The 24,440-nt window shown below is 56.6% G+C and carries 32 protein-coding genes, 1 tRNA gene and 1 pseudogene; 19 read left to right on the plus strand and 15 right to left on the minus strand.

Annotated features, from left to right (window positions below; genetic code table 11):
• From PEL8287_RS14445 to PEL8287_RS14465, 5 genes are read left to right on the plus strand one after another with little or no spacing between them, the layout of a single operon-like run.
• The gene (locus PEL8287_RS14445; RefSeq protein WP_085893133.1) at positions 1-357 is read left to right on the plus strand and encodes a Na+/H+ antiporter subunit C; all 357 of its coding nucleotides are present in this window, start codon (positions 1-3) and stop codon (positions 355-357) included.
• On the plus strand, positions 354-1,895 hold the full coding sequence (locus PEL8287_RS14450; RefSeq protein WP_085893134.1) for a monovalent cation/H+ antiporter subunit D: 1,542 nt from the start codon (positions 354-356) through the stop codon (positions 1,893-1,895). The genes PEL8287_RS14445 and PEL8287_RS14450 overlap by 4 nt, the downstream gene beginning before the upstream one ends.
• Position 1,896: 1 nt before the next feature.
• On the plus strand, positions 1,897-2,397 hold the full coding sequence (locus PEL8287_RS14455; protein ID WP_085893135.1) for a Na+/H+ antiporter subunit E: 501 nt from the start codon (positions 1,897-1,899) through the stop codon (positions 2,395-2,397).
• Positions 2,394-2,681 (plus strand): K+/H+ antiporter subunit F, encoded by a 288-nt coding sequence (locus PEL8287_RS14460; protein ID WP_085893136.1) that lies wholly within the window; start codon positions 2,394-2,396, stop codon positions 2,679-2,681. The genes PEL8287_RS14455 and PEL8287_RS14460 overlap by 4 nt, the downstream gene beginning before the upstream one ends.
• Positions 2,678-3,061: a Na+/H+ antiporter subunit G gene (locus PEL8287_RS14465; RefSeq protein ID WP_085893137.1), complete on the plus strand. Its 384-nt coding sequence runs from the start codon at positions 2,678-2,680 to the stop codon at positions 3,059-3,061. Before PEL8287_RS14460 ends, PEL8287_RS14465 begins: the two co-directional genes overlap by 4 nt.
• Positions 3,062-3,346: 285 nt before the next feature.
• Here the strand turns inward: PEL8287_RS14465 and PEL8287_RS14470 are convergent, their stop codons facing one another.
• A complete protein-coding gene (locus PEL8287_RS14470; RefSeq protein WP_085893138.1) occupies positions 3,347-3,904 on the minus strand; it encodes a TetR/AcrR family transcriptional regulator in 558 nt (185 codons plus the stop codon).
• 172 nt (positions 3,905-4,076) lie between these two features.
• Between PEL8287_RS14470 and PEL8287_RS14475 the strand changes: the two genes are divergently transcribed.
• From PEL8287_RS14475 to PEL8287_RS14495, 5 genes are all read left to right on the plus strand, one after another.
• Entirely contained in the window at positions 4,077-4,685 is a 609-nt protein-coding gene (locus tag PEL8287_RS14475) for an SDR family NAD(P)-dependent oxidoreductase (RefSeq protein WP_085893139.1), read from the plus strand.
• 36 nt (positions 4,686-4,721) lie between these two features.
• Positions 4,722-5,615, plus strand: a complete 894-nt coding sequence (locus PEL8287_RS14480) for an alpha/beta fold hydrolase (RefSeq protein ID WP_085893140.1) — start codon at positions 4,722-4,724, stop codon at positions 5,613-5,615.
• Between the two features lie 124 nt (positions 5,616-5,739).
• The gene (gene hisB / locus PEL8287_RS14485; protein WP_085893141.1) at positions 5,740-6,327 is read left to right on the plus strand and encodes an imidazoleglycerol-phosphate dehydratase HisB; all 588 of its coding nucleotides are present in this window, start codon (positions 5,740-5,742) and stop codon (positions 6,325-6,327) included.
• A 5-nt stretch (positions 6,328-6,332) separates the two neighbouring features.
• Positions 6,333-6,971: an imidazole glycerol phosphate synthase subunit HisH gene (gene hisH, locus PEL8287_RS14490; protein ID WP_085893142.1), complete on the plus strand. Its 639-nt coding sequence runs from the start codon at positions 6,333-6,335 to the stop codon at positions 6,969-6,971.
• Positions 6,972-7,916, plus strand: a complete 945-nt coding sequence (locus PEL8287_RS14495) for a glutaminase (RefSeq protein WP_085893143.1) — start codon at positions 6,972-6,974, stop codon at positions 7,914-7,916.
• Positions 7,917-7,959: 43 nt separating this feature from the next.
• On the opposite strand, the gene PEL8287_RS14500 is transcribed toward PEL8287_RS14495, so the two are convergent.
• Together PEL8287_RS14500 and PEL8287_RS14505 are read right to left on the minus strand one after the other, a co-directional pair.
• A complete protein-coding gene (locus PEL8287_RS14500) occupies positions 7,960-8,352 on the minus strand; it encodes a DUF2147 domain-containing protein (protein WP_235862309.1) in 393 nt (130 codons plus the stop codon).
• A gap of 191 nt (positions 8,353-8,543) precedes the next feature.
• Positions 8,544-8,933 carry a DUF2147 domain-containing protein gene (locus PEL8287_RS14505; RefSeq protein WP_085893144.1) on the minus strand — a complete coding sequence of 130 codons (390 nt, stop codon included), beginning with the start codon at positions 8,931-8,933 and terminating at the stop codon, positions 8,544-8,546.
• Between the two features lie 143 nt (positions 8,934-9,076).
• Here PEL8287_RS14505 and hisA point away from each other — a divergent pair, with 143 nt between their 5' ends.
• The gene (gene hisA / locus PEL8287_RS14510) at positions 9,077-9,805 is read left to right on the plus strand and encodes a 1-(5-phosphoribosyl)-5-[(5-phosphoribosylamino)methylideneamino]imidazole-4-carboxamide isomerase (protein ID WP_085893145.1); all 729 of its coding nucleotides are present in this window, start codon (positions 9,077-9,079) and stop codon (positions 9,803-9,805) included.
• A 51-nt stretch (positions 9,806-9,856) separates the two neighbouring features.
• Here the strand turns inward: hisA and PEL8287_RS14515 are convergent, their stop codons facing one another.
• Entirely contained in the window at positions 9,857-10,312 is a 456-nt protein-coding gene (locus PEL8287_RS14515; protein WP_085893146.1) for a DUF302 domain-containing protein, read from the minus strand.
• A 101-nt stretch (positions 10,313-10,413) separates the two neighbouring features.
• Here PEL8287_RS14515 and hisF point away from each other — a divergent pair, with 101 nt between their 5' ends.
• Genes hisF through PEL8287_RS14535 form a run of 4 tightly spaced genes read left to right on the plus strand, consistent with a single transcriptional unit; the run spans position 10,414 to position 12,413 of the window.
• Positions 10,414-11,178, plus strand: coding sequence for an imidazole glycerol phosphate synthase subunit HisF (gene hisF, locus PEL8287_RS14520; RefSeq protein WP_085893147.1), 765 nt, complete (start codon positions 10,414-10,416; stop codon positions 11,176-11,178).
• Positions 11,175-11,489, plus strand: coding sequence for a phosphoribosyl-ATP diphosphatase (locus tag PEL8287_RS14525; protein WP_085893148.1), 315 nt, complete (start codon positions 11,175-11,177; stop codon positions 11,487-11,489). The genes hisF and PEL8287_RS14525 overlap by 4 nt, the downstream gene beginning before the upstream one ends.
• A gap of 2 nt (positions 11,490-11,491) precedes the next feature.
• Positions 11,492-11,791, plus strand: coding sequence for a Dabb family protein (locus PEL8287_RS14530; protein ID WP_085893149.1), 300 nt, complete (start codon positions 11,492-11,494; stop codon positions 11,789-11,791).
• 52 nt (positions 11,792-11,843) lie between these two features.
• On the plus strand, positions 11,844-12,413 hold the full coding sequence (locus PEL8287_RS14535) for a hypothetical protein (protein WP_085893150.1): 570 nt from the start codon (positions 11,844-11,846) through the stop codon (positions 12,411-12,413).
• Positions 12,414-12,516: 103 nt separating this feature from the next.
• Here the strand turns inward: PEL8287_RS14535 and PEL8287_RS14540 are convergent, their stop codons facing one another.
• Complete coding sequence (locus tag PEL8287_RS14540; protein ID WP_085893151.1) at positions 12,517-12,990, minus strand: CoA-binding protein; 474 nt, start codon at positions 12,988-12,990, stop codon at positions 12,517-12,519.
• Between the two features lie 134 nt (positions 12,991-13,124).
• Between PEL8287_RS14540 and PEL8287_RS14545 the strand changes: the two genes are divergently transcribed.
• Positions 13,125-13,565, plus strand: a complete 441-nt coding sequence (locus PEL8287_RS14545; protein WP_217807685.1) for a YqfO family protein — start codon at positions 13,125-13,127, stop codon at positions 13,563-13,565.
• Positions 13,566-13,760: 195 nt separating this feature from the next.
• Here the strand turns inward: PEL8287_RS14545 and PEL8287_RS14550 are convergent, their stop codons facing one another.
• Positions 13,761-14,090, minus strand: coding sequence for a hypothetical protein (locus PEL8287_RS14550; protein ID WP_085893152.1), 330 nt, complete (start codon positions 14,088-14,090; stop codon positions 13,761-13,763).
• A gap of 170 nt (positions 14,091-14,260) precedes the next feature.
• Here PEL8287_RS14550 and PEL8287_RS14555 point away from each other — a divergent pair, with 170 nt between their 5' ends.
• A complete protein-coding gene (locus PEL8287_RS14555; protein ID WP_085893153.1) occupies positions 14,261-15,148 on the plus strand; it encodes a hypothetical protein in 888 nt (295 codons plus the stop codon).
• Positions 15,149-15,184: 36 nt separating this feature from the next.
• On the opposite strand, the gene rlmB is transcribed toward PEL8287_RS14555, so the two are convergent.
• Positions 15,185-15,961: a 23S rRNA (guanosine(2251)-2'-O)-methyltransferase RlmB gene (gene rlmB / locus PEL8287_RS14560; protein ID WP_085893154.1), complete on the minus strand. Its 777-nt coding sequence runs from the start codon at positions 15,959-15,961 to the stop codon at positions 15,185-15,187.
• A gap of 135 nt (positions 15,962-16,096) precedes the next feature.
• Here rlmB and PEL8287_RS20065 point away from each other — a divergent pair.
• Positions 16,097-16,180, plus strand: a tRNA-Tyr gene (locus tag PEL8287_RS20065).
• Positions 16,181-16,366: 186 nt separating this feature from the next.
• On the opposite strand, the gene PEL8287_RS20355 is transcribed toward PEL8287_RS20065, so the two are convergent.
• The 5 genes and pseudogenes from PEL8287_RS20355 to PEL8287_RS14585 all read right to left on the minus strand — a co-directional run bounded on the left by PEL8287_RS20355 (position 16,367) and on the right by PEL8287_RS14585 (position 19,608).
• Positions 16,367-17,434 carry a recombinase family protein gene (locus PEL8287_RS20355; RefSeq protein ID WP_176228657.1) on the minus strand — a complete coding sequence of 356 codons (1,068 nt, stop codon included), beginning with the start codon at positions 17,432-17,434 and terminating at the stop codon, positions 16,367-16,369.
• Between the two features lie 205 nt (positions 17,435-17,639).
• Positions 17,640-18,056, minus strand: a pseudogene (locus PEL8287_RS20360) (recombinase family protein); the annotation flags it as partial.
• Entirely contained in the window at positions 18,053-18,508 is a 456-nt protein-coding gene (locus PEL8287_RS14575) for a DUF2924 domain-containing protein (protein ID WP_085893157.1), read from the minus strand. The gene PEL8287_RS14575 and the pseudogene PEL8287_RS20360, both read right to left, overlap by 4 nt.
• Positions 18,505-18,789, minus strand: coding sequence for a DUF3489 domain-containing protein (locus tag PEL8287_RS14580; RefSeq protein ID WP_217807686.1), 285 nt, complete (start codon positions 18,787-18,789; stop codon positions 18,505-18,507). Before PEL8287_RS14580 ends, PEL8287_RS14575 begins: the two co-directional genes overlap by 4 nt.
• A gap of 186 nt (positions 18,790-18,975) precedes the next feature.
• Positions 18,976-19,608: a tyrosine-type recombinase/integrase gene (locus tag PEL8287_RS14585; RefSeq protein WP_085893176.1), complete on the minus strand. Its 633-nt coding sequence runs from the start codon at positions 19,606-19,608 to the stop codon at positions 18,976-18,978.
• Between the two features lie 43 nt (positions 19,609-19,651).
• On the opposite strand from PEL8287_RS14585, the gene PEL8287_RS20070 reads away from it, so the two are divergent.
• Positions 19,652-19,822 (plus strand): hypothetical protein, encoded by a 171-nt coding sequence (locus PEL8287_RS20070; RefSeq protein ID WP_176228658.1) that lies wholly within the window; start codon positions 19,652-19,654, stop codon positions 19,820-19,822.
• A 166-nt stretch (positions 19,823-19,988) separates the two neighbouring features.
• Here the strand turns inward: PEL8287_RS20070 and gtdA are convergent, their stop codons facing one another.
• From gtdA to PEL8287_RS14600, 3 genes are all read right to left on the minus strand, one after another.
• Positions 19,989-21,038, minus strand: coding sequence for a gentisate 1,2-dioxygenase (gene gtdA, locus PEL8287_RS14590; RefSeq protein WP_085893159.1), 1,050 nt, complete (start codon positions 21,036-21,038; stop codon positions 19,989-19,991).
• Between the two features lie 354 nt (positions 21,039-21,392).
• Complete coding sequence (locus PEL8287_RS14595) at positions 21,393-22,460, minus strand: BamA/TamA family outer membrane protein (protein ID WP_176228659.1); 1,068 nt, start codon at positions 22,458-22,460, stop codon at positions 21,393-21,395.
• 356 nt (positions 22,461-22,816) lie between these two features.
• The gene (locus tag PEL8287_RS14600) at positions 22,817-23,998 is read right to left on the minus strand and encodes a hypothetical protein (protein ID WP_085893161.1); all 1,182 of its coding nucleotides are present in this window, start codon (positions 23,996-23,998) and stop codon (positions 22,817-22,819) included.
• Between the last annotated feature and the right edge of the window lie 442 nt (positions 23,999-24,440).

Raw genomic sequence — 24,440 nt, forward strand, 5'->3', positions numbered from 1 at the left:
ATGGAGTTGCTTGTTTCATCCGCGATTGGAATCCTGACCACGGCAGGGCTTTATCTGGTTCTGCGTTTGCGGACATTCCCGGTGATTATGGGGATGTCGCTGCTGACCTATGCGGTAAATGTTTTCCTTTTTGCCTCCGGGCGGCTGACCATTGGTGCGCCTCCGATCCTTGTCAAAGGGGTCGAGACATATACCGACCCGTTACCGCAGGCGCTGGTGCTGACCGCGATTGTGATTTCCTTCGGGATGACGGCGGTGGTTGTGATGATCGCGCTAGGGTCTTATCTGGGCTCGGACGATGACCATGTTGATGACCCTGCTGAAGACCTGACAAAAGCGCCGGAGGATATCGTATGACCCACTGGATCATCCTCCCGGTTGTTCTCCCTGCGATCCTGGCCCCCTTCATCGTTTTGGCGGCGCGCTATCACATTGGTATCCAGCGGGTATTCTCGATAGTAGGTGTCGGGGCGTTGATTGCCATTGCTGCGGGCCTTGCCTGGCAGGCCTCGGACGGGACGGTAACCGTTTATCGGCTGAGCGATTGGGCCGCGCCTTTCGGGATTGTGCTGGTCGGCGACAGGTTATCTACAATGATGGTATTGCTGACGGCTGTGCTGGCGCTTTTAGTGCTGCTTTATGCGATAGGTTCAGGCTGGGATGACCGGGGGCGGCATTTCCATGCGTTGTTTCAATTCCAGTTGATGGGCATCATGGGGGCGTTTCTGACCGGCGACCTTTTTAACCTGTTTGTATTTTTCGAGGTTCTTTTGATCGCCTCATACGGGCTGATGATCCATGCAGGGGGTAACGCGCGACTGCGCGCTGGTGTTCAGTATGTTCTGTTCAACTTGCTGGGCTCGACGCTGTTTCTGTTTGCCTTGGGGTCGATTTACGCCGAAACGGGAACACTGAACATGGCCGATCTGGCACAGCGCGTTGCCCTTATAGATCCGGCGGCCAGCGTCGGGATTCGTGTGGCTTCGGTGCTGCTGCTGTTGGTTTTTGCGATAAAGGCGGCTGTGGTGCCGCTGCATTTCTGGCTACCCTCCAGCTATGCTGAAGCGCCCGCACCGGTTGCGGCCCTTTTTGCGATCATGACCAAGGTCGGGGCTTATGCAATCATCCGCGTCTACACGTTGATTTTTCCGCCTGACCTTGAAGTCACCGTTGGGCTGCACGGAATGTGGTTGCTGCCAGCGGCCCTAATTTCGCTGGCAATCGGCATGGTTGGCGTTTTGGCGGCGCGAAAACTTGACCGCTTGGTGGCCTTTGCCGTCATCGGTTCGATGGGCATGGTGATGGTGGCCATCTCGATCTTCACGCCCACAAGCGTCGCCGCTGCACTTTACTATATCATTCATTCAACTTTTGCGGCGGCGGCGTTGTTCCTGATTGTAGATCTGGTGCGTTCGGGTCGGGATAACCTGGAACTCAAAGCTGTGGCGCCAATATCCGGGGCAGCCTTGACGGCGGCGCTGTATTTTACAGCCGCAATTGCGATGACAGGTCTGCCGCCGTTATCAGGCTTTGTTGGAAAACTTTTGATATTGGATGCATCCTTTTCCTCGCCGCTGGTGGTCTGGACCTGGGCAATCATCCTCAGCGCAAGTCTGATCAGCATTGTCGGCTTTGCCCGGGCTGGCAGCACAGTATTCTGGAAGGCCGAAAGCATCGCGCACCCTGTGGAGGCCACATTGCCAATGCGCCCTGCCGCCCTGTCTTATGTTGCGGTTGGCGGCCTTTTGGGGCTGCTGATAGCGCACACCATCTTTGCAGGACCGGTACACGCCTACATGAACGCGATGTCAGAGCAACTTTTCGCACCCGAGCCCTATATATCCACGGTTCTGGATACACCTGGTAAGCTCAGCACGCCAAAGGAGGCACACTAGCATGGTCAAAGCATTCCGCTGGCTGCTGCCGCACCCTTTTCTTACGATATTGCTAACTGCGGTCTGGGTTTTACTGCAAAATAACGTCTCGACCGGGATGGTGGTTTTTGGCCTGATCCTTGGGGTGATCATACCGCGGATCACAGCTGTCTGGTGGCCCGACAGGCCGCGTGGCTTTCGATTTGGCCGGATGATTCCATATGTTCTGCTGGTAATCTGGGACATCCTTGTTGCCAATGTGCAGGTCGCTTGGATCGTTCTGACGCGGCCCAATGATAAGCTGCGCCCGGCCTGGGTGGTGATCCCTCTTGAACTGCGCCAACCCGAGGCCATTTCGATCCTTGCGGGCACTATCACCCTGACGCCGGGTACGGTGTCGGCTGATCTGTCTGACGAGGGCCACAGCCTGCTGGTTCACGCACTTGACGCAGATGATCCCGACGCGGTGCGCGATCAGATCAAAGAACGTTACGAACGCCGACTGATAGGGATATTCGCATGACCTTTGCCACTGACCTTATGAACTACGCACTTGTCATCGCTTTTGCTGCGGTGGCACTGTCACAAATCCTGTCAATGATCCGGCTGTTCGTCGGACCCGATACTGGCGACCGGATATTAGCGCTCGATACGATGGTCGTTAACGCCATTGGCCTGATTGTCCTGTTGGGGATTGCCCAGGGCACGCGGATTTATTTCGAGGCGTCGATGATTATCGCCATGCTGGGTTTCGTGTCGACGGTGGCCTATGCACGGTTTGTTCTGCGGGGGGATATCATCGAATGACCCTGGAAATTCTCGCCACTGTCGCCATCGCATTCTGTTTGCTGATTGGAGCGATCTTTTCACTTGTCGGATCAATTGGCCTGCTCAAGTTCAACGATTCCATGACCCGTCTGCATGCGCCAACCAAGGTTGGCACCGTTGGGGTGGGTGCATTGTTGCTGGCCTCGTTGATACATGCCTACACCTTTGGTGAAGGGTCGATGCATGAGGTTCTGATCATGGCCTTCCTGTTTGTGACCGCCCCGATTTCAGCAAACTTCATCGCCAAGGTTAATATCCACCGGCGGTCGTGCGTTTCCCCGCCGTCACCTCCGCGCGACGATACATGGTCAACTCTAAACGTTCCCCAAGCTGACCTTGAAATTGTGGAATCGAAATAACGGCAAGCGTCCTCTGACCCGCGCATCCGCTGATATGTATTGATCAGCAATTCTGGGTCCTGAGAAGGCACCAACATTGTACATCCGCTTGGGATCAGGGGAGACGCCCACAAAGCGGCGTCATGCCGCCATGAAGAGCGGGCGACCGGGAAAACTTGTTAAGCTACGCGCTCCCCTGATATGAATTCACCATAACTTGCCGACTGCAATTCATAGTTACATAATTCATCAGCCGCTCCAGTTTTCCTGAAAAAGAAATCCGGACAAGCCGCTGCGGCGCAAGGTTTACTGTGGCCTGGGCAGCGTTATATCGTCGAAGATCGACACGTCTTTCATTGTGCGAGCCAAAATCAAGGCGCCTTCTGAAGCTGCCAGGGTACTTAACGCCAGTTTGCGCATTTCTTCAGGGCCAGCCCCCTGCCCCCAGGCGGTATTAGCAAAAGCACCGCTCAGCCATTCAGTGCTGCGTTCAAAGAAATGTCGTGCCTCGGCGGCCACGCCTTCGGGCAAATCCGCCACCTCGGCCCCCAGCATGCCGCACAGACACATCAAATCTTCTTCGACCAGAGACAACCGTGCCAGCGCATGCAACTTATCCTGCACTCCGGCAGCACTTTCCGGCGCGTCCTCGACTGGGCCCAATGCCTCAAGAAAACCGTCAGTGTAGCGCTTTGCCACGGCAACCCCAAGCGCTGCTTTGGTGGGGAAATGATAATGCACACTGGCACTTTTCACACCTACTACGTCGGCGATTTCGCGAAAGCTGAACCCGTTGTACCCCCGTCCCCGGATCATCGTCTCGGCTGCATCGAGGATCTTTTCCTTCATGTCTGGTTCAGTCATGGCTGCTCCTTTCCCTACCGATAGATAGAGGGCGGCGCGCTCAGAATCAAGCGCAGTCCACAAAACCAGTCCGCTTAAAGCTACCTAGTGATAGATAGTCATTGACATAGCGCCCGCCAAGATCTATCCGCTTTACCTATCGACCAGTAGATAGTTTAAATCGGAGACCTAAATGAAACCCACCCCACCCCTCGCCCTGATCATTGGAGGCTCTTCCGGCATGGGCTATGCCACTGCAGAGCGGCTTCTTGAACGCGGGGCCGAGGTTGGCCTGATGGCCCGCCCCGGCGAAAAGCTTAAAAATGCAATGAAATCCCTCAGCACCAAAGGCGCTGTTCACAGCTTTGGCGTTGACCTTACGCAACCGGGTAGTGTCAAAAATGCTGTGAATGCCATCGCGGGCGGCGGCTCGATCGTCAATATTGGCTCAATGTGGGCGCATCAGGCAATTAAAGCCACGCCTTCCTCGGCCTATTCCATGGCCAAGGCAGGTCTGCACGCACTGACGCAACATCTGGCAATGGAACTGGGCGAGCATGGCATCCGCGTGAACGCCGTGGCCCCCGCTGTTGTCGAGACCCCCATCTTTGGAGCGTTCATTCCGCCCGCCGAGATCAGCAAAACCCTGCACGACAGTTTTGACGCCTTTCACCCAATTGGCCGCATCGGAACGCCTGGCGATATCGCCTCCACAATAGACTTTCTTTTGTCGGACGCAGCCCAGTGGGTCACCGGCGCGATCTGGAACGTCGATGGCGGTGTAATGGCTGGCCGCAACTGACCCAAACCCACCACTCATGAAACAAAAGGACAAAAAATGACCGGCTTACACCCGCTCCTGAACGGCCTGCGCCGTCTTGCCTTCTTTTTTACCACCGTAATCGGAACAATCCTGATGTCCCAAATTGCCCACGCCAAGGATACCATCCTCAACCACCACAGCTTTGGCTCCGGCCCCGAAAATGTGCTGGTCTTGCATTCCTGGATCGACAACGCTGGCAGCTTTGACAATGTGAAACCCTACCTTGATCCTGACGTCTATACTTACGTCTTTGCCGACCTGCGCGGTTATGGCGGATCGAGCACAATAAAAGGCGAATATACCTCGTCCGAGGCCGCAAGCGATGCCCTGAACCTTGCCGACCATCTGGGCTGGAACAGGTTCCATGTCATCGGTCACTCGCAATCTGGCATGATCGTGCAACGCATGGCATTGAATGACTGGAGATCCGGATCAAAACGCCTGAAGTCCATGATCGCGGTTACCCCTGTGGCAGCCGATGGCTACCCGGCAGATGACGATACCAAGGGCTTTCTCACCGCTTCCATCCATAACCCCGAAATCGCGCAACAACTGGCCGCAGGCCTGACCGGCGGCCGCCTGACCGCTCGCTTTGCCAAGGCTGTGGCGAGTGGCAACATCGCCACCTCCAACCCGGATGCGATGTTGGGCTACTACCACATTTGGGTAGACGAAGATTTCTCAGACGAACTGGCTACCGCCCACATCGAAACCCCAACCCTTGTCATCGCAGGACGCCAGGATCTGCCAGGTTTTCAGGCTGATCATTACAATGACACGATCATGAAATGGCTGCCCAATGCCGATCTTGCCGTGATCGAAGAGGCAGGCCACCTGCCGATGTACGAAACCCCCGCCTTGCTGGCCGCCTTGATCGAAGGTCACCTGAGCGCAAATTCTGGTCCGTAACCACCTGACCCTGGAAGGTTTTTGGGCAACGCCCACCCCCTTCCTGGCGCGCCATCGCCGCTTGGGCCTTGGCGCGCCGTGCGGGGCAGATTATACACCGCCTCAGCAACCCAGCGGAGGCACCATGCGCAGCGCTAAAGTAACGCGAAAAACAGCCGAAACCGACATCAGCGTCGAGATCAATCTGGACGGCACCGGCACCTATGACAACCAGACCGGCGTGGGCTTTTTTGATCACATGCTGGACCAACTGGCACGCCATTCCCTGACCGACATGAAAATCCGCTGTTCTGGCGATCTGCACATCGACGATCACCACACGGTCGAGGATGTGGGCATTGCCCTAGGTCAGGCTTTGGCTCAGGCGCTTAACGACAAAAAAGGTATCCGCCGCTATGGCGCCTGTCTTTTGCCTATGGATGATGCGCTGGTACGTGCTGCCCTTGACCTCTCTGGCCGCCCCTATCTGGTGTGGAATATGGAACTGCCGACCTCCAAAATCGGTAGTTTTGATACCGAACTTGTTCGCGAATTCTTTCAGGCGCTCAGCACCCATGGCGGCATAACCCTGCACGTTGACGCCCTGCACGGGATCAACAGCCACCACATGGCCGAGGCCGCATTCAAGGCCGTCGCCCGCGCCCTGCGCGAAGCGGTAGAAACTGACCCGCGCAAATCGGATGCGATTCCGTCAACCAAAGGGGCGCTTTGAAACTGATGCAAACGGTCATCGTCGATTACGAAAGTGGCAATCTGCACTCGGCCGAAAAGGCGTTCCAGCGTATGGCGTCCGAGACAGGCGCAGGAACTGTCATTGTCACTTCAGACCCCAATATCATCCGCAAGGCTGATCGCGTGGTTTTGCCCGGTGATGGCGCTTTCCCGGCCTGCCGGAAGGAACTGTTTGACCATCGCGGTGTGTACGAAGCCATAGAAGAGGCTGTTATTGCCGGCGGCCGTCCCTTTATGGGGATTTGCATCGGCATGCAGATGATGGCCACGCGCGGGTTGGAATATACCGAAACACCGGGCTTTGACTGGATCGGCGGCACGGTTGAGCATATCGCGCCCTCTGATCCGGCACTGAAAGTGCCCCATATGGGGTGGAACGATCTGGTGATTGATCATGATCACCCCGTCTTCGACGGCATAAGCACTGGGAAACATGCGTATTTTGTGCATTCCTACTATTTTCGCGTGGCTGACCCCGCGCATCTGCTGGCGCATGTTGATTATGGTGGGGCCATTACCGCCGTGGTGGGCCGGGACAACCTGATTGGCACCCAGTTTCACCCTGAAAAAAGCCAGGCCACAGGATTGCGGATGATCGCGAATTTCCTGGGCTGGACTCCCTGAATGGCCCAAGGCAAGGACAGCCTGCAACAGATCCTTGACGACGTCGCGTCGGCAGCCTTTGCAACTCCAGACAGGGGTCGCGTGGCCGATTACATCCCCGAACTGGCCAGGGTGAATCCCGACCAATTTGCCGTTGCAGTTGCACGTCCTGGCAAAAAGACGATGTTCGCCGGCGACGCCCACACGCCATTTTCGATTCAATCGGTTTCAAAGGTTTTCACCCTGGCGCTGGCCCTTGGCAAGGTCGGTGACCGGCTTTGGGCGCGGGTTGGACGAGAGCCATCAGGCCAGGCCTTTGACTCGATGATCTTGCTGGAACAGGAAAAGGGCCGCCCACGAAATCCGTTCATCAATGCAGGGGCGATTGTCACGACAGACACCGTTCTTGCTGGGTCCTCCCCCAGGGAAACCCTGGGTTCACTTCTGCGTTTTGTGCGCGCCGCCGCGGGCGATGACAACATCCACATCAACGAAAGCGTTGCCCAGTCCGAGATCACCACCGGGCATCGGAATTTTGCGCTGGCCCATTTCCTGTTGTCACATGGAAATCTGGCAAACGCGCCCGATCTGGTTCTGGGGACCTATTTTCACCAGTGCGCCATTGAAATGACCTGTACGCAACTGGCCAATGCCGGGCTTTTTCTGGTTGGGGACAAGGCCGCGCCGCGGTTGGTCTCGCCTGACCGCATCCGCCGCATAAACGCGCTGATGATGACCTGTGGCCACTATGACGGTTCAGGTGACTATGCGTATCGCGTTGGCTTGCCGGGTAAAAGCGGCGTGGGCGGCGGCATTCTGACCATCGTGCCGGGCATAGCCTCGGTCGCGGTCTGGTCGCCGGGCCTGAACAATTATGGCAATTCGAAACTGGGCACCGAAGCAATGCAGAGATTTGCGGACATGACCGGCTGGTCGGTGTTCGGATCGCGCGAAGGCCGACCATAGGCCTGAGCATCTGTTTGCAAAAACCGCCTGCCTCGCCCGGCACCTATCGGACGCGGGTCCAGACCTGCCCCTGACAGACAGGGCCAACGCACCCCTTGACCGAAAGTTTCTGGCCCTGCAGTTTCATGGCCGCATCGTATTCGCGATTATGAGCAGGCACAAAAACACGTCCCCCCCCATAAGCGCCGGCACCTTCGACCTTCATGTTCCAGAAAAGCCGCTTGCCGACATTTGGCGTTACAACCTCTTTCCCGCTTGGGTCATAGGCTTGGATGATGGTGCCACACAGCATTGAACCGCAGGGGGAAATCTGAATATGGCCAATCTGGCCCTTTCGATCGGGCGGTGCCTGCCAGACCCCCAGGACCGGGTCGCGCGCCAGCGCTTGTGTCGTCATGAAAATCAAAAACAAGCTTGTCAGATACAACTTTTTCACCGGCACATCCCCCACCAGCAAAACCCCCAACCCGGAGGGCACGTGCCCCGCACCCAGCCAACGGGACGAGACTAAATTACTCTATCGTCAATATTGCGTCTATTGCCCGACGAAAAGAAATTTGGGACAGGCCAGTTTTGGCCTATCCGAAAGCTTGCAGATCAGGGTGGTTGCCCCGGGTCAGGACGGCGTCAGTTCACGCGCTTCCAGGTACCGCCATTCCGACAGATACCAAATACGCAGCCGCTGACATCCAGCGTATCACCCGAAAGACGCAGCTTCGAGCTATAGGTTTTGTCACGGTCGGGCGCATAGACCTTGCCTTTGTAGATTCCGCCGCCCTTGTGCTGGGTTTCGGAAATGATGTTACGGCCGATCATGGTACTAGCTTTTTCTTTGCCGGAAGAATCGAACGACTTGATGAGCTTTCCGCAAAGCTGGTTGCCGCAGGGCGCCACCTTGATCAGACCAGAATCGCCATGATCATCCTTTGCCGTGCGCCAGAGACCTTCCAGCGGATCAGCCATAGCTGCACCAGCACCGATCACGAGGGCCGCGGCCGCTACCAAAAGTTTCTTCATTCCTTAATCCTCCGGGTTATCTCGGTTGGAGGCAAGTGCCCCATATAGCTTACAGATGCCTTACCGGCCTTTGCCCTGTCTACATTGCAATTCGCTTTCAGGCTGTGCAAAAGGCCGTGACGTTGCGACAAAAGGCCGTGAACATGATTCTTTATCCTGCAATTGACCTCAAAGACGGGCAAGCCGTGCGGCTTTTCAAGGGCGAGATGGAAAAAGCCACAGTGTTCAACGACGACCCTGCCGCGCAGGCGATGGAGTTTGTCGCCGCGGGGTGTGAATGGCTGCATCTGGTGGATCTGAACGGCGCCTTCGCAGGCGAGCCGATCAATGCCGCCCCGGTCGAGGCCATCCTGGAACGGTGTCAGGTACCGGCCCAGCTGGGCGGAGGCATTCGCGACATGGCCACAATCGAACGTTGGATGTCCAAGGGGCTCGCACGCGTAATTCTGGGCACGGTGGCTGTCGAAAATCCCGCTTTGGTACGCGAGGCCGCCCACGAGTTTCCCGGCAAAGTCGCCGTCGGTATCGACGCACGTAATGGCCGTGTGGCAACCAAGGGCTGGGCGACAGAAACCGATGTGATGGTCACTGATCTGGCCCGATCCTTTGAAGACGCAGGCGTGGCGGCGATCATCTACACCGACATCAACCGCGACGGCGCCATGCAGGGCCCGAATGTCGAGGCCACGGCAGCGCTGGCCAATGCCGTCAGCATCCCGGTGATTGCCTCGGGTGGTGTATCATCCCTCGACGACCTCATCGCGTTGCGCGATTGCGGTGCATCGCTTAACGGCGCAATCTCGGGACGCGCGCTTTATGATGGCGCGATTGATCTGGCTCAGGCGCTCAACGTATTAAAGGCCAGCGAATAGTCCAGGTATCAGATGAACAGGTCGCTGGCCCTGAGTAACCCCGGGGGGATGTTACATCCCCGAAGCCTTACCTGTCAGCTTGCCCAACGCGCCGGTCATTTTCTTGATGTATTCGGCATCATCCGAAATGCCACCCAGATCGTCCAGCATCTCTTTGGGGTCTTCATAGGCCAGCCACGTCTGCCCTGCTCCGTCTTGGTAAACCAGCACTTTCAAGGGCAGGAATAATCCTGCCAACGGGTTATCCTGTATTGCGGGTGTGCCCAGTTTGGGGTTGCCGAAGATCAGCACCTGTTCAGGCGCCAGCTCCATCCCCACCTTTTTAGCCCCCGCTGCATGGTCAACCCGGGCAAAAACCGTGGCCCCTGCCCCGGTCACGGCCGCCTCAAGTGCGTCCATCGTGGTGGCCACGTCTCCAGCCGCCTTGACCTTGATAATATCGTCATTGCTGGCCAGTGCGGGCAAGGCTGAAAGGCCAAGGGCGACGGCGGCGATCAGATTTTTCATGGTAATCTCCTACGAATCCAAATGTATCAGGGTGTACCCTCTGGCATGTAACCTGATTTGCACATAAACAATCGCGTGAATCTATGCCGGGAAGCAAGAACATGCTCAAGACCCGTATCATCCCCTGCCTTGACGTGGCTGATGGCCGCGTGGTCAAGGGTGTGAACTTTGTTGACCTTCGCGATGCGGGTGATCCGGTTGATGCTGCTCGCGCCTATGACGCGGCGGGCGCGGATGAACTGTGTTTTCTTGACATCCAGGCGACCCACGAAAACCGGGGCACCATGTTTGATGTGGTGCGCCGCACGGCCGAGCAGTGTTATATCCCACTAACCGTCGGCGGTGGCGTGCGTACAGTTGAAGATGTCCGCGCCTTGCTGCTGGCCGGGGCCGACAAGGTCAGCTTTAATTCCGCCGCGGTCGCCAACCCCGATGTGGTGGCCGAGGCTGCACAGCAGTTTGGCAGCCAGTGCATCGTCGTGGCCATCGACGCCAAAACCGTCAGCCCCGGCAAATGGGAAATTTTCACCCACGGCGGGCGCAAACCTACCGGCATTGACGCTGTGGAATTCGCCAAACTGGTTGAGCAAAAGGGCGCCGGTGAAATTCTGCTGACCTCAATGGACCGCGACGGAACCAAGCAAGGCTTTAACCTGCCCCTGACCCGCGCGATTAGTGACGCGGTTGATATTCCTGTTATCGCCTCGGGGGGTGTTGGCACCCTTGACCACCTGGTCGAAGGTGTCACAAAGGGCGGTGCAAGCGCTGTGCTGGCGGCCTCGATCTTTCACTTTGGCGAATTCACCATTCAACAAGCCAAAGAGCATATGGCCGCCGCAGGTATTCCCACACGGATGAACGCATGACACTCGACGACCTTGCCCAGATTATCGCAGACCGAACCCTGGCTGACCCTGATAGCAGCTGGACAGCAAAATTGTTAGCCAAGGGCCCTGAAAAGTGCGCCGAGAAGTTTGGCGAAGAAGCCATTGAAGCCATCATCGAAGCCACCAAAGGTGACCGCACGGCCCTGACATCTGAGGCCGCGGACGTGCTGTTCCATCTGCTGGTCATGCTGCAATCACGAGGCGTTCCACTTTCAGACGTCATGGCGGAACTAGGCCGCCGTCAGGGCACCAGCGGCCTTGCCGAAAAAGCCTCACGCAACAAGAGTTAACCATGATCCGCCACATTGTTTTTTTCAGCGCTAGTAAGCCCGAAGATGTCCAGACCATTCAGGACGGCCTGATGATGCTGCGCGACATTCCCCATTCGCAACATTTTGAAGTGGGGCGCAATCTGCAAAGCGACGGCATCGCCGGGGCGCAGGTTGATCTGGTGGTCTATGCCGAGTTTGCCGACGAGGCCGCACTGGCCGCCTATAAGGCCGATCCGATCTACACCGCCTGCATCGCCCGGGTCCGCCCCCTGCGCGAACTGCGTATCGCGGCTGATTTCAAGGCAACCGTTGATAATTAAGCCCTGTTGCGGGGAATTGTCAGCGGCCGCTTGATGGGCGAGGCCGAGATTTATGGCGACCGCCTTTTCAGGCCCCGCCGTCGTGCAATCCTTTGATTTCGATCAAAAAGTAGCCCCGTTTATTTCATATAAACAGCACGTAGAGCAGGGATTTGAGGAGGAAAAGGTGTCAGTTAAACGTGCAAGCAGTGATGTCCTTCGTGAATTATTCAGGCTATTCGGAGTCGCACTAAGGTGCCTGTTCATCGCCGCTTTCTCGATCACTTTAACGGGTCCCATCGCGGCCCAGTCTCTCAAAGAGCAACTTGATAAAATCCAAGAGGTTCTGCCAGGAAACTCGTACACAAAATATTCTCCAGCTCTGGCAGTCCAGTCCTGGGAGATGGCTGCAACCGTAGCGCATATTCAGAAACCCATGTCCTGCAAAACTGCCAAAATTATCGACACGAAAGTTACAGCTGTAAAAGAGAAAGTGATTTTCACATCGAAAAGGAAGCTGAAGCAGGGCCACTGGTTAGAGATTTGGACGTTTGACAAATGCGGGAAAAGGGTGCGCGTGCAGGCGGAGTTCAGGGCCGACGGAAAAGGCACTGCTGACGGAGATTTTTCTGTTGCTAAATAACACGAAGGCGACGACAGCTCGCCCATACCTTATAACATATGCGGGTATCAGTTGTTTTAGAGGAGCTCTGGTTTGAGTTCATAGCCGCCAGAGCTTCCCAAACTCAGAGCTTTGACGAAATCACCCCTGTATTAAACCCGCCCATCCGCAGTTCGCCAAACAGGCGCTGGTATTCGATTTTGGGGCAGCGGTTCATGATCACCTCAACGCCGCGCGCGCGGGCCACTTCGGCGGCTTCCTCATTGACCACGCCAATCTGCATCCAAACCGTCTGAAGGTTCGGAAACGCCGACAGGGCCTCGTCGACGATGGGGGGCACGTGTTCGGACCGGCGGAAAATGTCCACCATATCGACGTGCCCTTCGATATCCGACAAGCGCCCCACAACTTTTTGGCCAAAAAGCATTTCGCCAACATGGCCCGGATTGACCGGCACAACCTTGAACCCCTTCAGGGCCAAATACCGCGCCACGTAATAACTGGGCCGCACCGGGTTCATCGACACACCCACCACCGCCACACGTTTGGTGCGGGTCAGGATATCTCGCAGATAGTCGTCAGAATAACTCTCATTCATGCCAGCACCCTACCTGCATTTTAACCGGCTGCAAGTCATTGGGAAAACATTTCCAGAGATAAGTATGCTGCTGACAGGATGCTGTCAGGAACGGTCTGTCAAAACCGCACGGAAACCCGGACAAGGAGACCAGAATGAGCATCATTGCCACAGGATTTGATACAGCGCCAATCGAGATGCAGCCGGTGTGGTTGCTCATGTTTCAAGCGCCTTCCGAGGACGTCGACCGCATCTTCGACGCGATTATCAGGATTGCACCGCTGAAGCACGGCAAAACCGACCACAATGCGTACCGCGCCACCGGCGGGATTGAATATTACCGACCACAAAACGGAGCCCCCACCGGCGCTGAAGACGACACGCGCCACCGGCCTGACGTTGATGAAATGCGGCTCTTCCTGCCCCGCGACCCCATCACTTTACGCGCGGTGATCGAAGCAATTTATGCGGTGCATAGCTATTATGAACCTGTCATCACCGTGACCGAGGTGCTGCGCAGCCAGTGCAAGGGGCTGGATGATAGCAACAACCCGCACAGGTGGTGGAACAAGGCTGGTGACTGGAAAACCTCGTGAGGCATGAAAGCAGTCGCTGCAAAGAAAAAAGCGCCCAGGGTAAAACCTGGGCGCCAGTCGCGGAACGAGGGACAGTGAAAAGAAACATTGATGTTCCGTATCAACGCTTCTGGACTTTAAATAGGTCCGAATCCGACAATAAAAAGAGTTTGTAATATAGCTGTGAACAGAATTTTTAATTCGCACAGCTGACCCTTAATCAAAAATATCTTCGACCACATCCCATAGCTCGTCCAGCACACGCCGGGCCAGGGGCTTGCGACGTTTCGACCGCTTGTGCCGGGGGCGTTGATTTTGCCTGTTGCCCGAAACTTCCTGAAACCATCGCGGTTGCTGAATCACTGCGGGCCGCCTGGACACAATTGATTTTCGCTTTTTACCCTCAGTTTCAGAATGTTGCGGCATCATCTTGATATCGTGCAACGGGGCCCCGCAAGACGCGCAAGCCAATTCATGCCTGGCCTTGTCCCAAAGCAGCGCTGCGCGCATACCGCAATAGCTGCAGGTTGCAATCTTGGGTGTCATGCGTTCACCGCCCTTAGCCTGACAATTTGAGCCTGAATTATTAAAGCAGACTTAGGAGAGATTGCAGATTTTCCAACCCGCAGATTTTCCAACCCGTTGTGCGGCAAAGTACCAAGATCGCCAAATACGTGCTATAACGCAACCTGCTGCATTCAAGAGAATTTAGTCTGATGACCCAGATTCCAGACCCCTCGATTGCCCCTGATGACCTGCCTTTTGCCCTCAGCCTAAAGCGGGTAAACCGCGGCGTTGGATATGTCGCCCTGTTCCTGCCAGTCTGGCTGATCTTGCTGACTGTTTTTACGAATACATGTTTCAATGCCTCGATCAGCCACTACTATTTCAGCCGCATCGGGGGCGATCTTTTTGTCGGATCCCTAACCTTCATCGGCCTCTTGTTGACCTTTTTCTACAGCTTCCGACCACATCAGGTTGACGGTTATCGTGCGCACGAATGGTACGATATCTGGCTGATCAAGCTGGCGGGCATCAGCGCTTTTCTGATTGCGTTTTCACCGACAACCGGCTCGGGCTGCACCTACAACGGGGCCGAGGTCGCACGGGCCTTTTTAAACCACGCAAGCGGATCTCAGGCGTTTCATCCACCCGGCGGGACAATCACCGGTACGATCTCATACGATATGTGGGCCACTTTCCCCGTTTTTGGGGATGCGGCACATGTTCCGGGCATTCTGAAAGCCCTGCATTTCGGTGGCGCAGCGGTGATGTTCAGCGTGTTGGGTTATTTTTCATACTTTGTGTTCACGCGAGTGAATTCCCTGGCATCACTGGCGGCGGGCAGTCGCAAAGACCGCCGCAACGGATGGTACAAAATCCTTGGCATGGCCATTTTCGCCGCTGTCGGCATCATGGGGGGCGCCGCCATCATCGCAAAAATGGTCCTGTCGCCTGAAGCGTCCGAGGCATTTGTCACCTGGTGGGACGGTTGGCGGCTGACCTTTGTTCTGGAAACCATCGCTTTGGTCAGCTTCGGCCTCAGCTGGATGATCAAAGGCCGGTTTATAGGCGCATTCGAAGATCAGGCCGCCCTGCGCTGAACCGGCCATCTGTCAAAGATTTTTCGCAGAAAAATCTCAGGCCCGAGCGGCATAAAGCGCAACTGCGGCGGCGTTCGAGACGTTGAGAGAACCAAAGGAACCGGCAAAATCAATTCTAACCAGCTGATCGCAGGTTTCACGGGTTTTCTGCCGCAATCCGGGGCCCTCGGCCCCCAGCACCAGAGCTACCGGCCTGTCGCGCTGCCCTTCAATGGCCTGCTCGATTGTTACCTCGGCCTCGCCATCCAGTCCCAGCACTATATACCCCATCGACTGCAACGCGGTAATCCCATCCGCCAGATTGCGAATCCTCAGATAGGGTTGACGTTCCAATGCACCGCTGGCCGTTTTGGCCAGTGCACCGGTTTCAGGCGCAGAATGATGACGCGGGGCGACAACCGCGCAGGCACCAAAAACCTCGGCCGAGCGCAGGATTGCACCCACATTATGCGGGTCCGTCACCCGGTCCAGTAAGATGACCCGCGGCGGGCGTTCACCATCACCCAGACAGCAGTCTTCCAGCCCCCCCCAGTCAAGCGGCTTTACCTCCAGTGCGGCGCCCTGATGTACCGACTGCGGATCAAGAGGCGCTGTGAATTTGCGTGGGTCTGCCATTTCCGGCTCAATCCCCGATGCCGCTATTGCGTCTGCCAGCTTGTCGCCAGCGTTCCGGGTCACAATCAGCCGCAGTTTTTCGCGTTTGGGATTCTCCAGCGCGTCGCGCACCGCGTGCAGCCCGAACAGCCACACGGTTTCACTGGCGGCCGCGCGCTTGGCCTGCTCTTTGTCTATCACCCAGCGGGGTTTTTTCATTTGTTCTTCCGCCCCTTATCTCAGGCGCGTGACAATGCGACGCTACAGGCCGGCTTGCAAGGCATTTTCCTGTTGACGCAGTCAGACCGCACTAGTAATCAGCCCCCCACGTCAGACAGTGTTGCTGCTGACAGTGGGCGACAGGCCGCAAGGTGTGGCAGGGGACTGTAACTCCCTCGCGGAGACGCACGCCTGGTTCGATTCCAGGGTCGCCCACCACTCAGTCTCCGCGAAACCGTGTCGGTCACACCCAGTCTGGGTAGTGTTTATTTTTCCGTGAGTTACGAGAGGTCGTGACGGTAGAGACCTCACAAACCGTCTCAGATCCGGGCCAGTTTAACGCGATATCGGCAGAAGTCTCAGCGGGGCAATTGCGGGTGAGGTCTTGGGCCGGGCTTGGATGCTCTAGTGATGCGGGACGCCCAGAATCTCTCGCTGCTCGTTCCAGTCCACCGGCAATTCCGGAAGGTTGCGCAGTCTCATTGCCGTGAGATGCGCTGGCTGACGGCCTTCTAGAATGGCTGCCGAGATGTCCGGCGCCAGCCAGGCCAGCGGCAGGATGCGGCTGACCGATCCACTCCGAAGTCCTTCGCGATCTTCAATCTGACGGATGGTGCTGGACCTGCCGTCTAGAAGTTCAGCGGACCACCGCCTCGCATCAGCAACAAGGTTGATGAGGTCCTTGTCAGGCTGCGTCGCATCCGGCGGCGCAATGACGATTGGTTTCGCCCGGCCGCTTTGACGCTTCTGGAAAGGAACCTCCAAGGTGGTAGGGATCGGTTGTTGGGCAGCCTCAGATGAGAGCAACGCACCTAGATTGATCTTTACACCTAACTGTCCCTTTTTTACATCAATGCGATCGACCAACCCGTTAAGATGCTGAGGTTCTGCGTCGTCATTGGTTGCCGCGGCTTGGTCACACCAGGCATCAGCTGCTCGAAGGATTTCTGCTAAAACGGATGGATTCGGATCGACCGCAGATCCAATCTGTCTGGCCAGCCAGGCTTTGTCTCCCAAGTGAGATTTGAGGCTGTTCAGAACCAGTCGCTCGACTTCTTCGGCGGGCAGCCGTTCGATGCCGTCCTTGTCCTCTTTGCTTGATGGCTTTGACGTGTAGTACCAATACCGCCGCGATTGGTCTGTTCCGCCCTCGCGTTTCGACTTGATGGCGTAGGTCGTGCGCATGGGACGACCGGTTGAATCGAAGAGCAGCCTGTCCAGCGTGCGCTTCGCCGACCGTCGCGATGCGAAGATCTTCTTGCCACCGTGCTCTGCGAGCAGCCCCTGCACCTGCTGCCAGGTAGCATCGTCGATGATGGCCTCATGTAGCCCATCATAGAACTCATCCTTGTGGCGGGTTTTGCCGATATAGATGGGGTTGCGCAGGATGTTGTAGAGCGCACCACGAGAGAAGGACGCACCCCCCCATCGTGCGTCCGTGCCGGTCGGTCCGGCGCTTGCTGACAGTGCCAAGTACGTCGAGCTTATTGGACAGTTCCCGCACCGAGCCGGCGGCGAGGTATTCGGCGAAGATTGTTCGGGTTGCTTCGGCCTCAACCGGGTTGACAATGAGAGCCTTGTCTTTGACGTCGTACCCCAAGGGGACGGCACCACCCATCCACATGCCTTTGCGTTTGGAGGCCGCCACCTTGTCGCGGATGCGCTCGGCCGTCACTTCGCGTTCGAACTGAGCGAAGGAAAGGAGAACGTTGAGCGTCAGGCGACCCATGGACGAGGTTGTATTGAAGGCCTGGGTGACCGATACGAACGACACCCCTGCCCCGTCAAAGAGATCGACCATCTTCGCGAAGTCGGACAAAGATCTGGTCAGACGGTCGACTTTGTAAACAACGATGATGTCGATGCGGCCCGCCTCGACGTCCTTGAGCAACTGCTTGAGGCCCGGGCGATCCATTGAGCCACCAGAGAACCCTCCGTCGTCATAGCGATCAGAAAGTTCCGCCCAGCCCTCATGCCTCTGGCTCAGGATATAGGCCGCACAGGCCTCGCGCTGCGCATCCAGCGAGTTGAAGTCCTGATCCAACCCTTCTTCGGTCGACTTGCGGGTGTAGATGGCGCAGCGTTGCCGGATCATGGTTTTGCGCCCTCGCGCAACCCGAAGAACTTCGGACCGTTGCGGTTGGTCCCGGTCATTGCCCGCGCCACTGCCGACAGCGAGGAATAGCTCTGACCGTTCCAGGTGGCGCCACCGTCTCCGGTGATCAGCACTTCATGCGTGGTCGCACCCCAGGCCTTCAGGATGCGGGTGCCTTCACTTACGGCGGTCCTGGGGACACCCGGTCCGCCGGCCTGCCTGACGGGGACCGATCGCGCCCTCATGATCCGTTGCCAACTCTTCCGGTCCCTTGCGCTCTCTACACCCTCCGAGACAGCCTGTACCTCCCACGCCAGCGACAGCCGCATTAGACGCGCGGTAAGGGTCTTGGGCGGCGCGGTGCCCCTAGTCTCGCGCCAGATCTGCCGAAGTGCAGCCGCATCCGCCTCCTCCAGTCGGTGGATGTCCGGCTTCGTCGCCGTCGTGATCATTGATCCTTCTCGGATACTACGCGGTAGCGCGCTACCTTGCCGGACCGGTCCAGATCGATAGTAAGCCCTGAAGATCTCAGTCGCGAGATCGCGGCGCGTATCGTATGCGGCTGCCAGCCGAGTTGTTTTTGGAGCTGGGCCACAGTTGCGCCGTTCTGGCGCAATAGCAGTTTGGACAATTTGTCCGATTTGGACTTGCCCGTCGTGTTTCCCGGCCTGGGCTTCGCAGATCCGGGTGCGGCGGCCTCAGTCTCGTGTTCTATCATCTGGTGTTCGGTCATTGCCTTTTCCTCCAGGTCGCGGGGCTTCGTTGCCCCGTACCGAGGAAAGCCCGGCATTCCGGGCGAGAGATCTGAGTGTGTCGTTGTCTCCAGTGACGCTCGGCTTGGCTCGGAAGTCCAGTGGAAGATCGCGGTCCCCGGCAAATAGCAAGGAAAGGCAGGCGACCAACGCCGCCTACCTCTTCTTCAAATATCGATACGTTCCGCGATACTCAGCGCATCCTCAAGCTCAACACCGAGGTATCGCACCGTGCTGTCCACCTTGGTATGGCCAAGCAGGAGCTGAACAGCGCGCAGATTGCCCGTCTTGCGGTAGATCAGGGCCGCCTTGGTGCGCCTCAGCGAGTGCGTGCCGTAGCCACTTGGATCCAGACCAATCGCGGCGACCCAGTCGCGGACCAGCCGCGCGTACTGCCGGGTCGAGATGTGCGGGCTTTCATGAAAGCGGCTTGGGAAAAGAAAAATGCGGCCGAGCATCTCCGGTCGACACACCCAGTTCCAGATAGACTCGCGCGTGTACTCTGACACCTCGAATTGAACCGGCCTTTTTGTCTTGCTTTGGACCACCGTTACCCGGTCGCGAACGCGGTCGCCAATGACAAGGTCGGTGAGCTTGAGACGAACGAGGTCACAACCTCGCAGCTTGCTGTCGATTGCAAGGTTAAAGAGCGCGAGGTCCCTGAGATTACCCGCGAGTTTCAGCCGGGCGCGGATGGCCCAGACCTGTTTCGCAAGAAGCGGACGTTTCTGACCGATCAGGCGATCTTTGTTCCAGGCTTTGCGCCTCGGTTTTATGGCAGGAAGTTGAACTTTAGACATCGTTAGTCCTCCGGCCATCCCTCCCTCTCCAGACGTCGACACCATGTCAACCGACACATGCTATCAACAGATCAAATGGCTGGTTGCTTCGGTGACCCAGACCTTCGGGCAACGCGCAGCGATTGGCCGGGATGAGCCCTTTCTGCACGATGCTGCGCCGCGTTCAAACGGAAGGATTGTGGGGCAATCTGGACGTTCGGTGAGTGCGCGCTAGGCGTAGCCCTTACCCTACCCGGACATTTGGAGAAAGGCCCGAAGGGAAGCCAGACAGATGAATTTTGTGCCCATCGGCGGCCAAAGCATATCATCTGACGCCAACGAGCTTGTCATAGATCAGGGCCCTAATGACGGGTCTGGTCCAGTCTCCCACATCTTCCACTTCAATGGTTGCCGCGGTCCTGCCGGAACAGACCCAGCTTCTCCTGCGCCACACGGTCGGAATAGCTGAACAGCACCGACTCGCCCTCCGCCTCATGGGTGACCCAGGCCCAACTCGGCGCGACGAAGATATCCTTCGGCCCCCACTCGAACTTCTCGCCGCCGATGGTGGTCCGCCCCCCGCCCTCGACGCAGACATAGATCGTCGCGTCCGTGGACCGGTAGGCGGCCGATTTGAACCCCTTCGGCAGCAATTGCAGGAAGGCCGCGATGGTCGGCATCGCGTGTCCGCCGTCGACCGGGTTCACATAGCGCATCTTCAGCCCGTGGCAGGGGTCCCATTCATCCTGCGCCTTCATCCGCTCCAGTGCCTCGCGCGACCGCGCATAGGGATAGTTGAAGATCGGCGAGGCCAGCTTCTCCTGTTTGTAATCCACCGGCAGCATGTTGGCGCCATAGCGCGCCAGACTGTCCCCGGTTTCCCGGCTCACCGGCTGCTCGTCGTCGCCGTAGCCCTCGGCGAACGATGCGTCGAAATGGCTGACGATGGGGATGTCGAGGCCGTCAAGCCAGATCATCGGCGCCTCGGTCTGGTTGCCGTGATCATGCCAGGCGGTCGGCGGGGTGATGACGAAATCGCCATACTTCATCATCGTCCGCTCGCCGTTCACCGCGGTGTGGGCGCCCGATCCGTCCAGCACGAAGCGCAACGCCGACTGGCTGTGCCGATGGGCCGGCGCGACCTCGCCCGGCATTACTAGTTGCAACCCTGCATAGAGCGAGGTGGTGATCTTCGACAACCCACGCAACCCCGGATTCTCCAGGATCAGCACCCGCCGCTCCGCCTCCTTGGCGGTGATCAGCCCGCCCGCCTCCATCAGGTGTGCCCTTGCGGCGTCGAACTTCCACAGATGCGCGCGGCAGCCGCTCTTCGGCTCCGGCGTGATGATGTCGGACATCACCGCCCAAAGCGGGGTGAAGGCCTGCTTGTCGATCTTGGCGTAGAACGCCAGCCGCTCCGGCGTCTCCTCGGGCTTGCTTGTCAGGGACATGGAGCTTCCTCCTCAGTTGCTCAGGCCGTTGCCACCATAGATCCACGAAAGCTGGTTGTACCAGTCCTCGGGCGACATGCTGGACGTCACGCGGTTGCGGACCGCCGCCTTGGCATCGTCCGGGTGATAGATCCGACATTCCCCATTTGACGTTCCTTCCGCGAGGTTACAGCCGCCAAAGGTGACTTTCCAAGCAATTTCTGTCTACAGGCAACCAAATGGCTCTGAACTTACAAAGACAAGCACCCCAACAAGAGTATCGGCGGCATGATCCCCGCGATGAAACCGAAAACAGCCGTGTGAATTTTATGGCTGAACCCCATCAAAAATAGGGGGATTGCCGACTGTCCGCCGTTAGAATCTCTGCCCCACAGAGATATAAAGCACGCTGTCTTGCTCATCGTTGATTGAGCCATCCACGGCGAAGTCGACAGGAAATTTCTTAGATACCCTGTATCTCAACCCCAAGCCGAATGCCGATGCAACATTATTTAGCGCGTCAAACCCACCGCCAACGCCGCCTATCCCGCCAAAGGCAACGACACCGAGCCGCTTTCCCAGCCGTTTGCGATACTCGACCTGCGAGGATACGAGGGCATTATCGAGAAACTGTGTGATGTTGAAACCGCGAAACGCGTCTGTGCCGCCGATTGAACAGAGATCGTAGAAAGGGACGCGTCCCGGGGCCGAGCACCCAGTCAACCTTATCGCAACAACGTCATTCTCGCCTAAGCTGAAGTATTTATCGTAGGTCAAGATGGATTTTATGTACTCATCACCAAATCTGCCAGAGGGCTTATTGTAGGTACTGGAAAAAGAAAGATTAAATCCAGACGTCGGATAAATCTTGTTGTCGAGGCGGTCATAGTCTGCGAGCAGGCCAAAGCCAACGGTTCTAAACTGGTTGGGCAACCGGATATGCGTTGGCAAATTTGGAAAAATTGGGTTCGACGAGCCTATAGTGGATTCGAGATAGCGTGCGCTTACGCCGAGATGGAAATCCGATGTAATGCCGTACGTGAGCTTGGACTTAATCAACTTACCTTGCTGACTGACCGGGATTGTTCCGAGCGCAGTTATTAAATCGTAATTAATGTCCGCGTCGATGAAGGTCATTCCGATGGACCAACGATTGTCCTGGAGGGCCAGATTAAACGTGAGGCCGTAGGCCGAAGATCCGTTTTGCGAGCGCAGGTATCCTAAACCTACCATAGATGGGTCTGACCCTTCATCAATTTTGAATAGATACCCTGCTCCAAGTGCGATGCCGGTGTCGATCATCGGATCGCTGAATGGTATCGGTGCGATGATCAAGGATCCGTTGCGAACCCCGAATTCCGGTTTGGCAGAAGCGTCGTTCAGTGGAGAAAGTTTGTGATCCAGATTGCTCTCTGCAGCAATCACCTCCGCCGTTTGTCCCATCGAGACGCTCAGGCAGACCAGGCAAAATATCAAAGATCGGATAGATATTGGAACCTGTCGGTTCTGGCCTTTAGAAGGCCTGTACGCATGTCGGAGTCTGCGAAATTCCGTGGCAACTGAAGAGGTGAGCCCGCGCCACCAGGGACTGAATGATTCATGGAAACCACCCGCTCCGCTTTTGATCTGAATGGTTTTGGTTCTTTTGCAGATAAAGTGGAAAATGGACATTCAACAGGCCTCAATTTTGAAAACTTTTGAGCTGGCATAGAAAAATGGGAAGGGTGATGTGAATATCTCTGCGAAGTTTCAGGCTGCTGCAAATCCCTGTCGAGCTCAATCGCCCAGCAACACCGCCCTTAGAACAAAAGAAGTTTCCGCAGGATTTGAAACAGGTCCTTCAGGGGCAACTGCGTTGCTCCTGCCGCAAACACGGGCAGAACTGCCGCAGCTGAAATGGGCAGAAGTGAAGAGCGCTGGACCAGCACTGTTGAAAGATTTCGTGCAGCCTTAAAGATGGCGCCGGGATCTGAAACCGAAGAGGCCAATTTGATCTCCTTCTCTGTTGCGCCACAGATGCTTTGTTCAATCAGGCCATGTTCCTGAACAAGTTGATGACGCGTTGCCTGGGCTTGGGCAACATCCAGTGATTTTTGTTTCAAATCTCCGAGAGGCTTGGAGAAAAACAGCGCGGGCAAGGCAAGCAGACCGTTCGTCACCACGAGCCAGATGATCATCACCGCAGTAAAGCTTGTAGTACTGATTGTCTCTGCACTTATATGTTCCGCAATTGCAGCCCCCAGATTACAGCTCAAGACCAGTACAAAAAGGGTATAAGCATTGGGGAATCCAGCCATAAAGCCAATACCGCCGGCATCGTCCGGATGCGTGACTGTCAGTCGCAATTCAAGATCTGCGATCGACTTCAGGAGTAGCGCTACGATGACGACACGCCAAACCCATCGTGTCACCAGGAAAAAATAGATCGGACTGCTGATCCAAAGGCACCATAAAGCGGCGTAAGAAAAGCTTTGCCCCCCACTGTCGGCGACGAAGGCCCATGAGTTTTCATCGAAGGCACTGAGACCAAAACCAGCACCGACCGACAGACCACAGGCGACTCCGAAACAAACAATCTCTGCTAAACGCGAATTGCGACGTCGCACAGCTAGGGTTGCTGAGGATACAGCAGCCGCGTGCGAGCCGGGCGCGAGCAATGGCGGGCTTAGAAGAGGGCGCAGAACAGTGGAAAGTTGGTGTTCCACGACGGGTTCCATTGCAATGAGCAGGCCCACCCCGATAAAAAACCGGGACAGCACTGGTAAGTGAAGCAGGTAGGGCATGTCGGTAAAACTTCCGAACGCCTTTCCTTCAAAAATGCTGATGATAAGAGGCACGGCCCATGCAATCAGAACAAAGAAAAGCGCTCTGAAAGCCGGGCGCAGTTGATCGTCTTTCACCAGCCCAAGACGCGCCTGCATCTCATGGTAGAGGCCGCCTCGCGAAATTCTAGCCGCTTCTATGATTGGGTCTTCGCTCATTACCTACAGAACCCTGTCTCAAAAGGTGTCGTGCCCGCAGCGCGGGCGCTATCAGCGTTTTGGCGGCAGCGGTGATGGGGCAAGACCCCTGATGTTGGTTTGTACATTTTCACGCCTCGTGAATAACGTTGTGCCCGTGATCCGGATTTAGCCCGACCGCGAGGGGATGATCGGGAAACGCATTCATTCCCTTTTGAAGCTTGAGGCAGAGGCGCAACCATTTGGTCTTCGCAGCCGCGCATTACTTTCATCCTTGCCCCACGCTCAGTTGGCGACCTTGGTTAAAACCGATAGGTGACGCCGAAAATTGGCCCCTGTCCGTCGTCAGGGTTTTTGGCACCAAAGGCGGCTTAAACTAAGAGAGTTTTCGGCTCATCTGGTTGATTGCATTATGCGGCACGTTGTCTGTGATGCAAGCGTCGCGCGTCGATGGTCTTTCGTT

It is taken from the genome of Roseovarius litorisediminis (genome assembly GCF_900172295.1).
Taxonomy (GTDB): domain Bacteria; phylum Pseudomonadota; class Alphaproteobacteria; order Rhodobacterales; family Rhodobacteraceae; genus Roseovarius; species Roseovarius litorisediminis.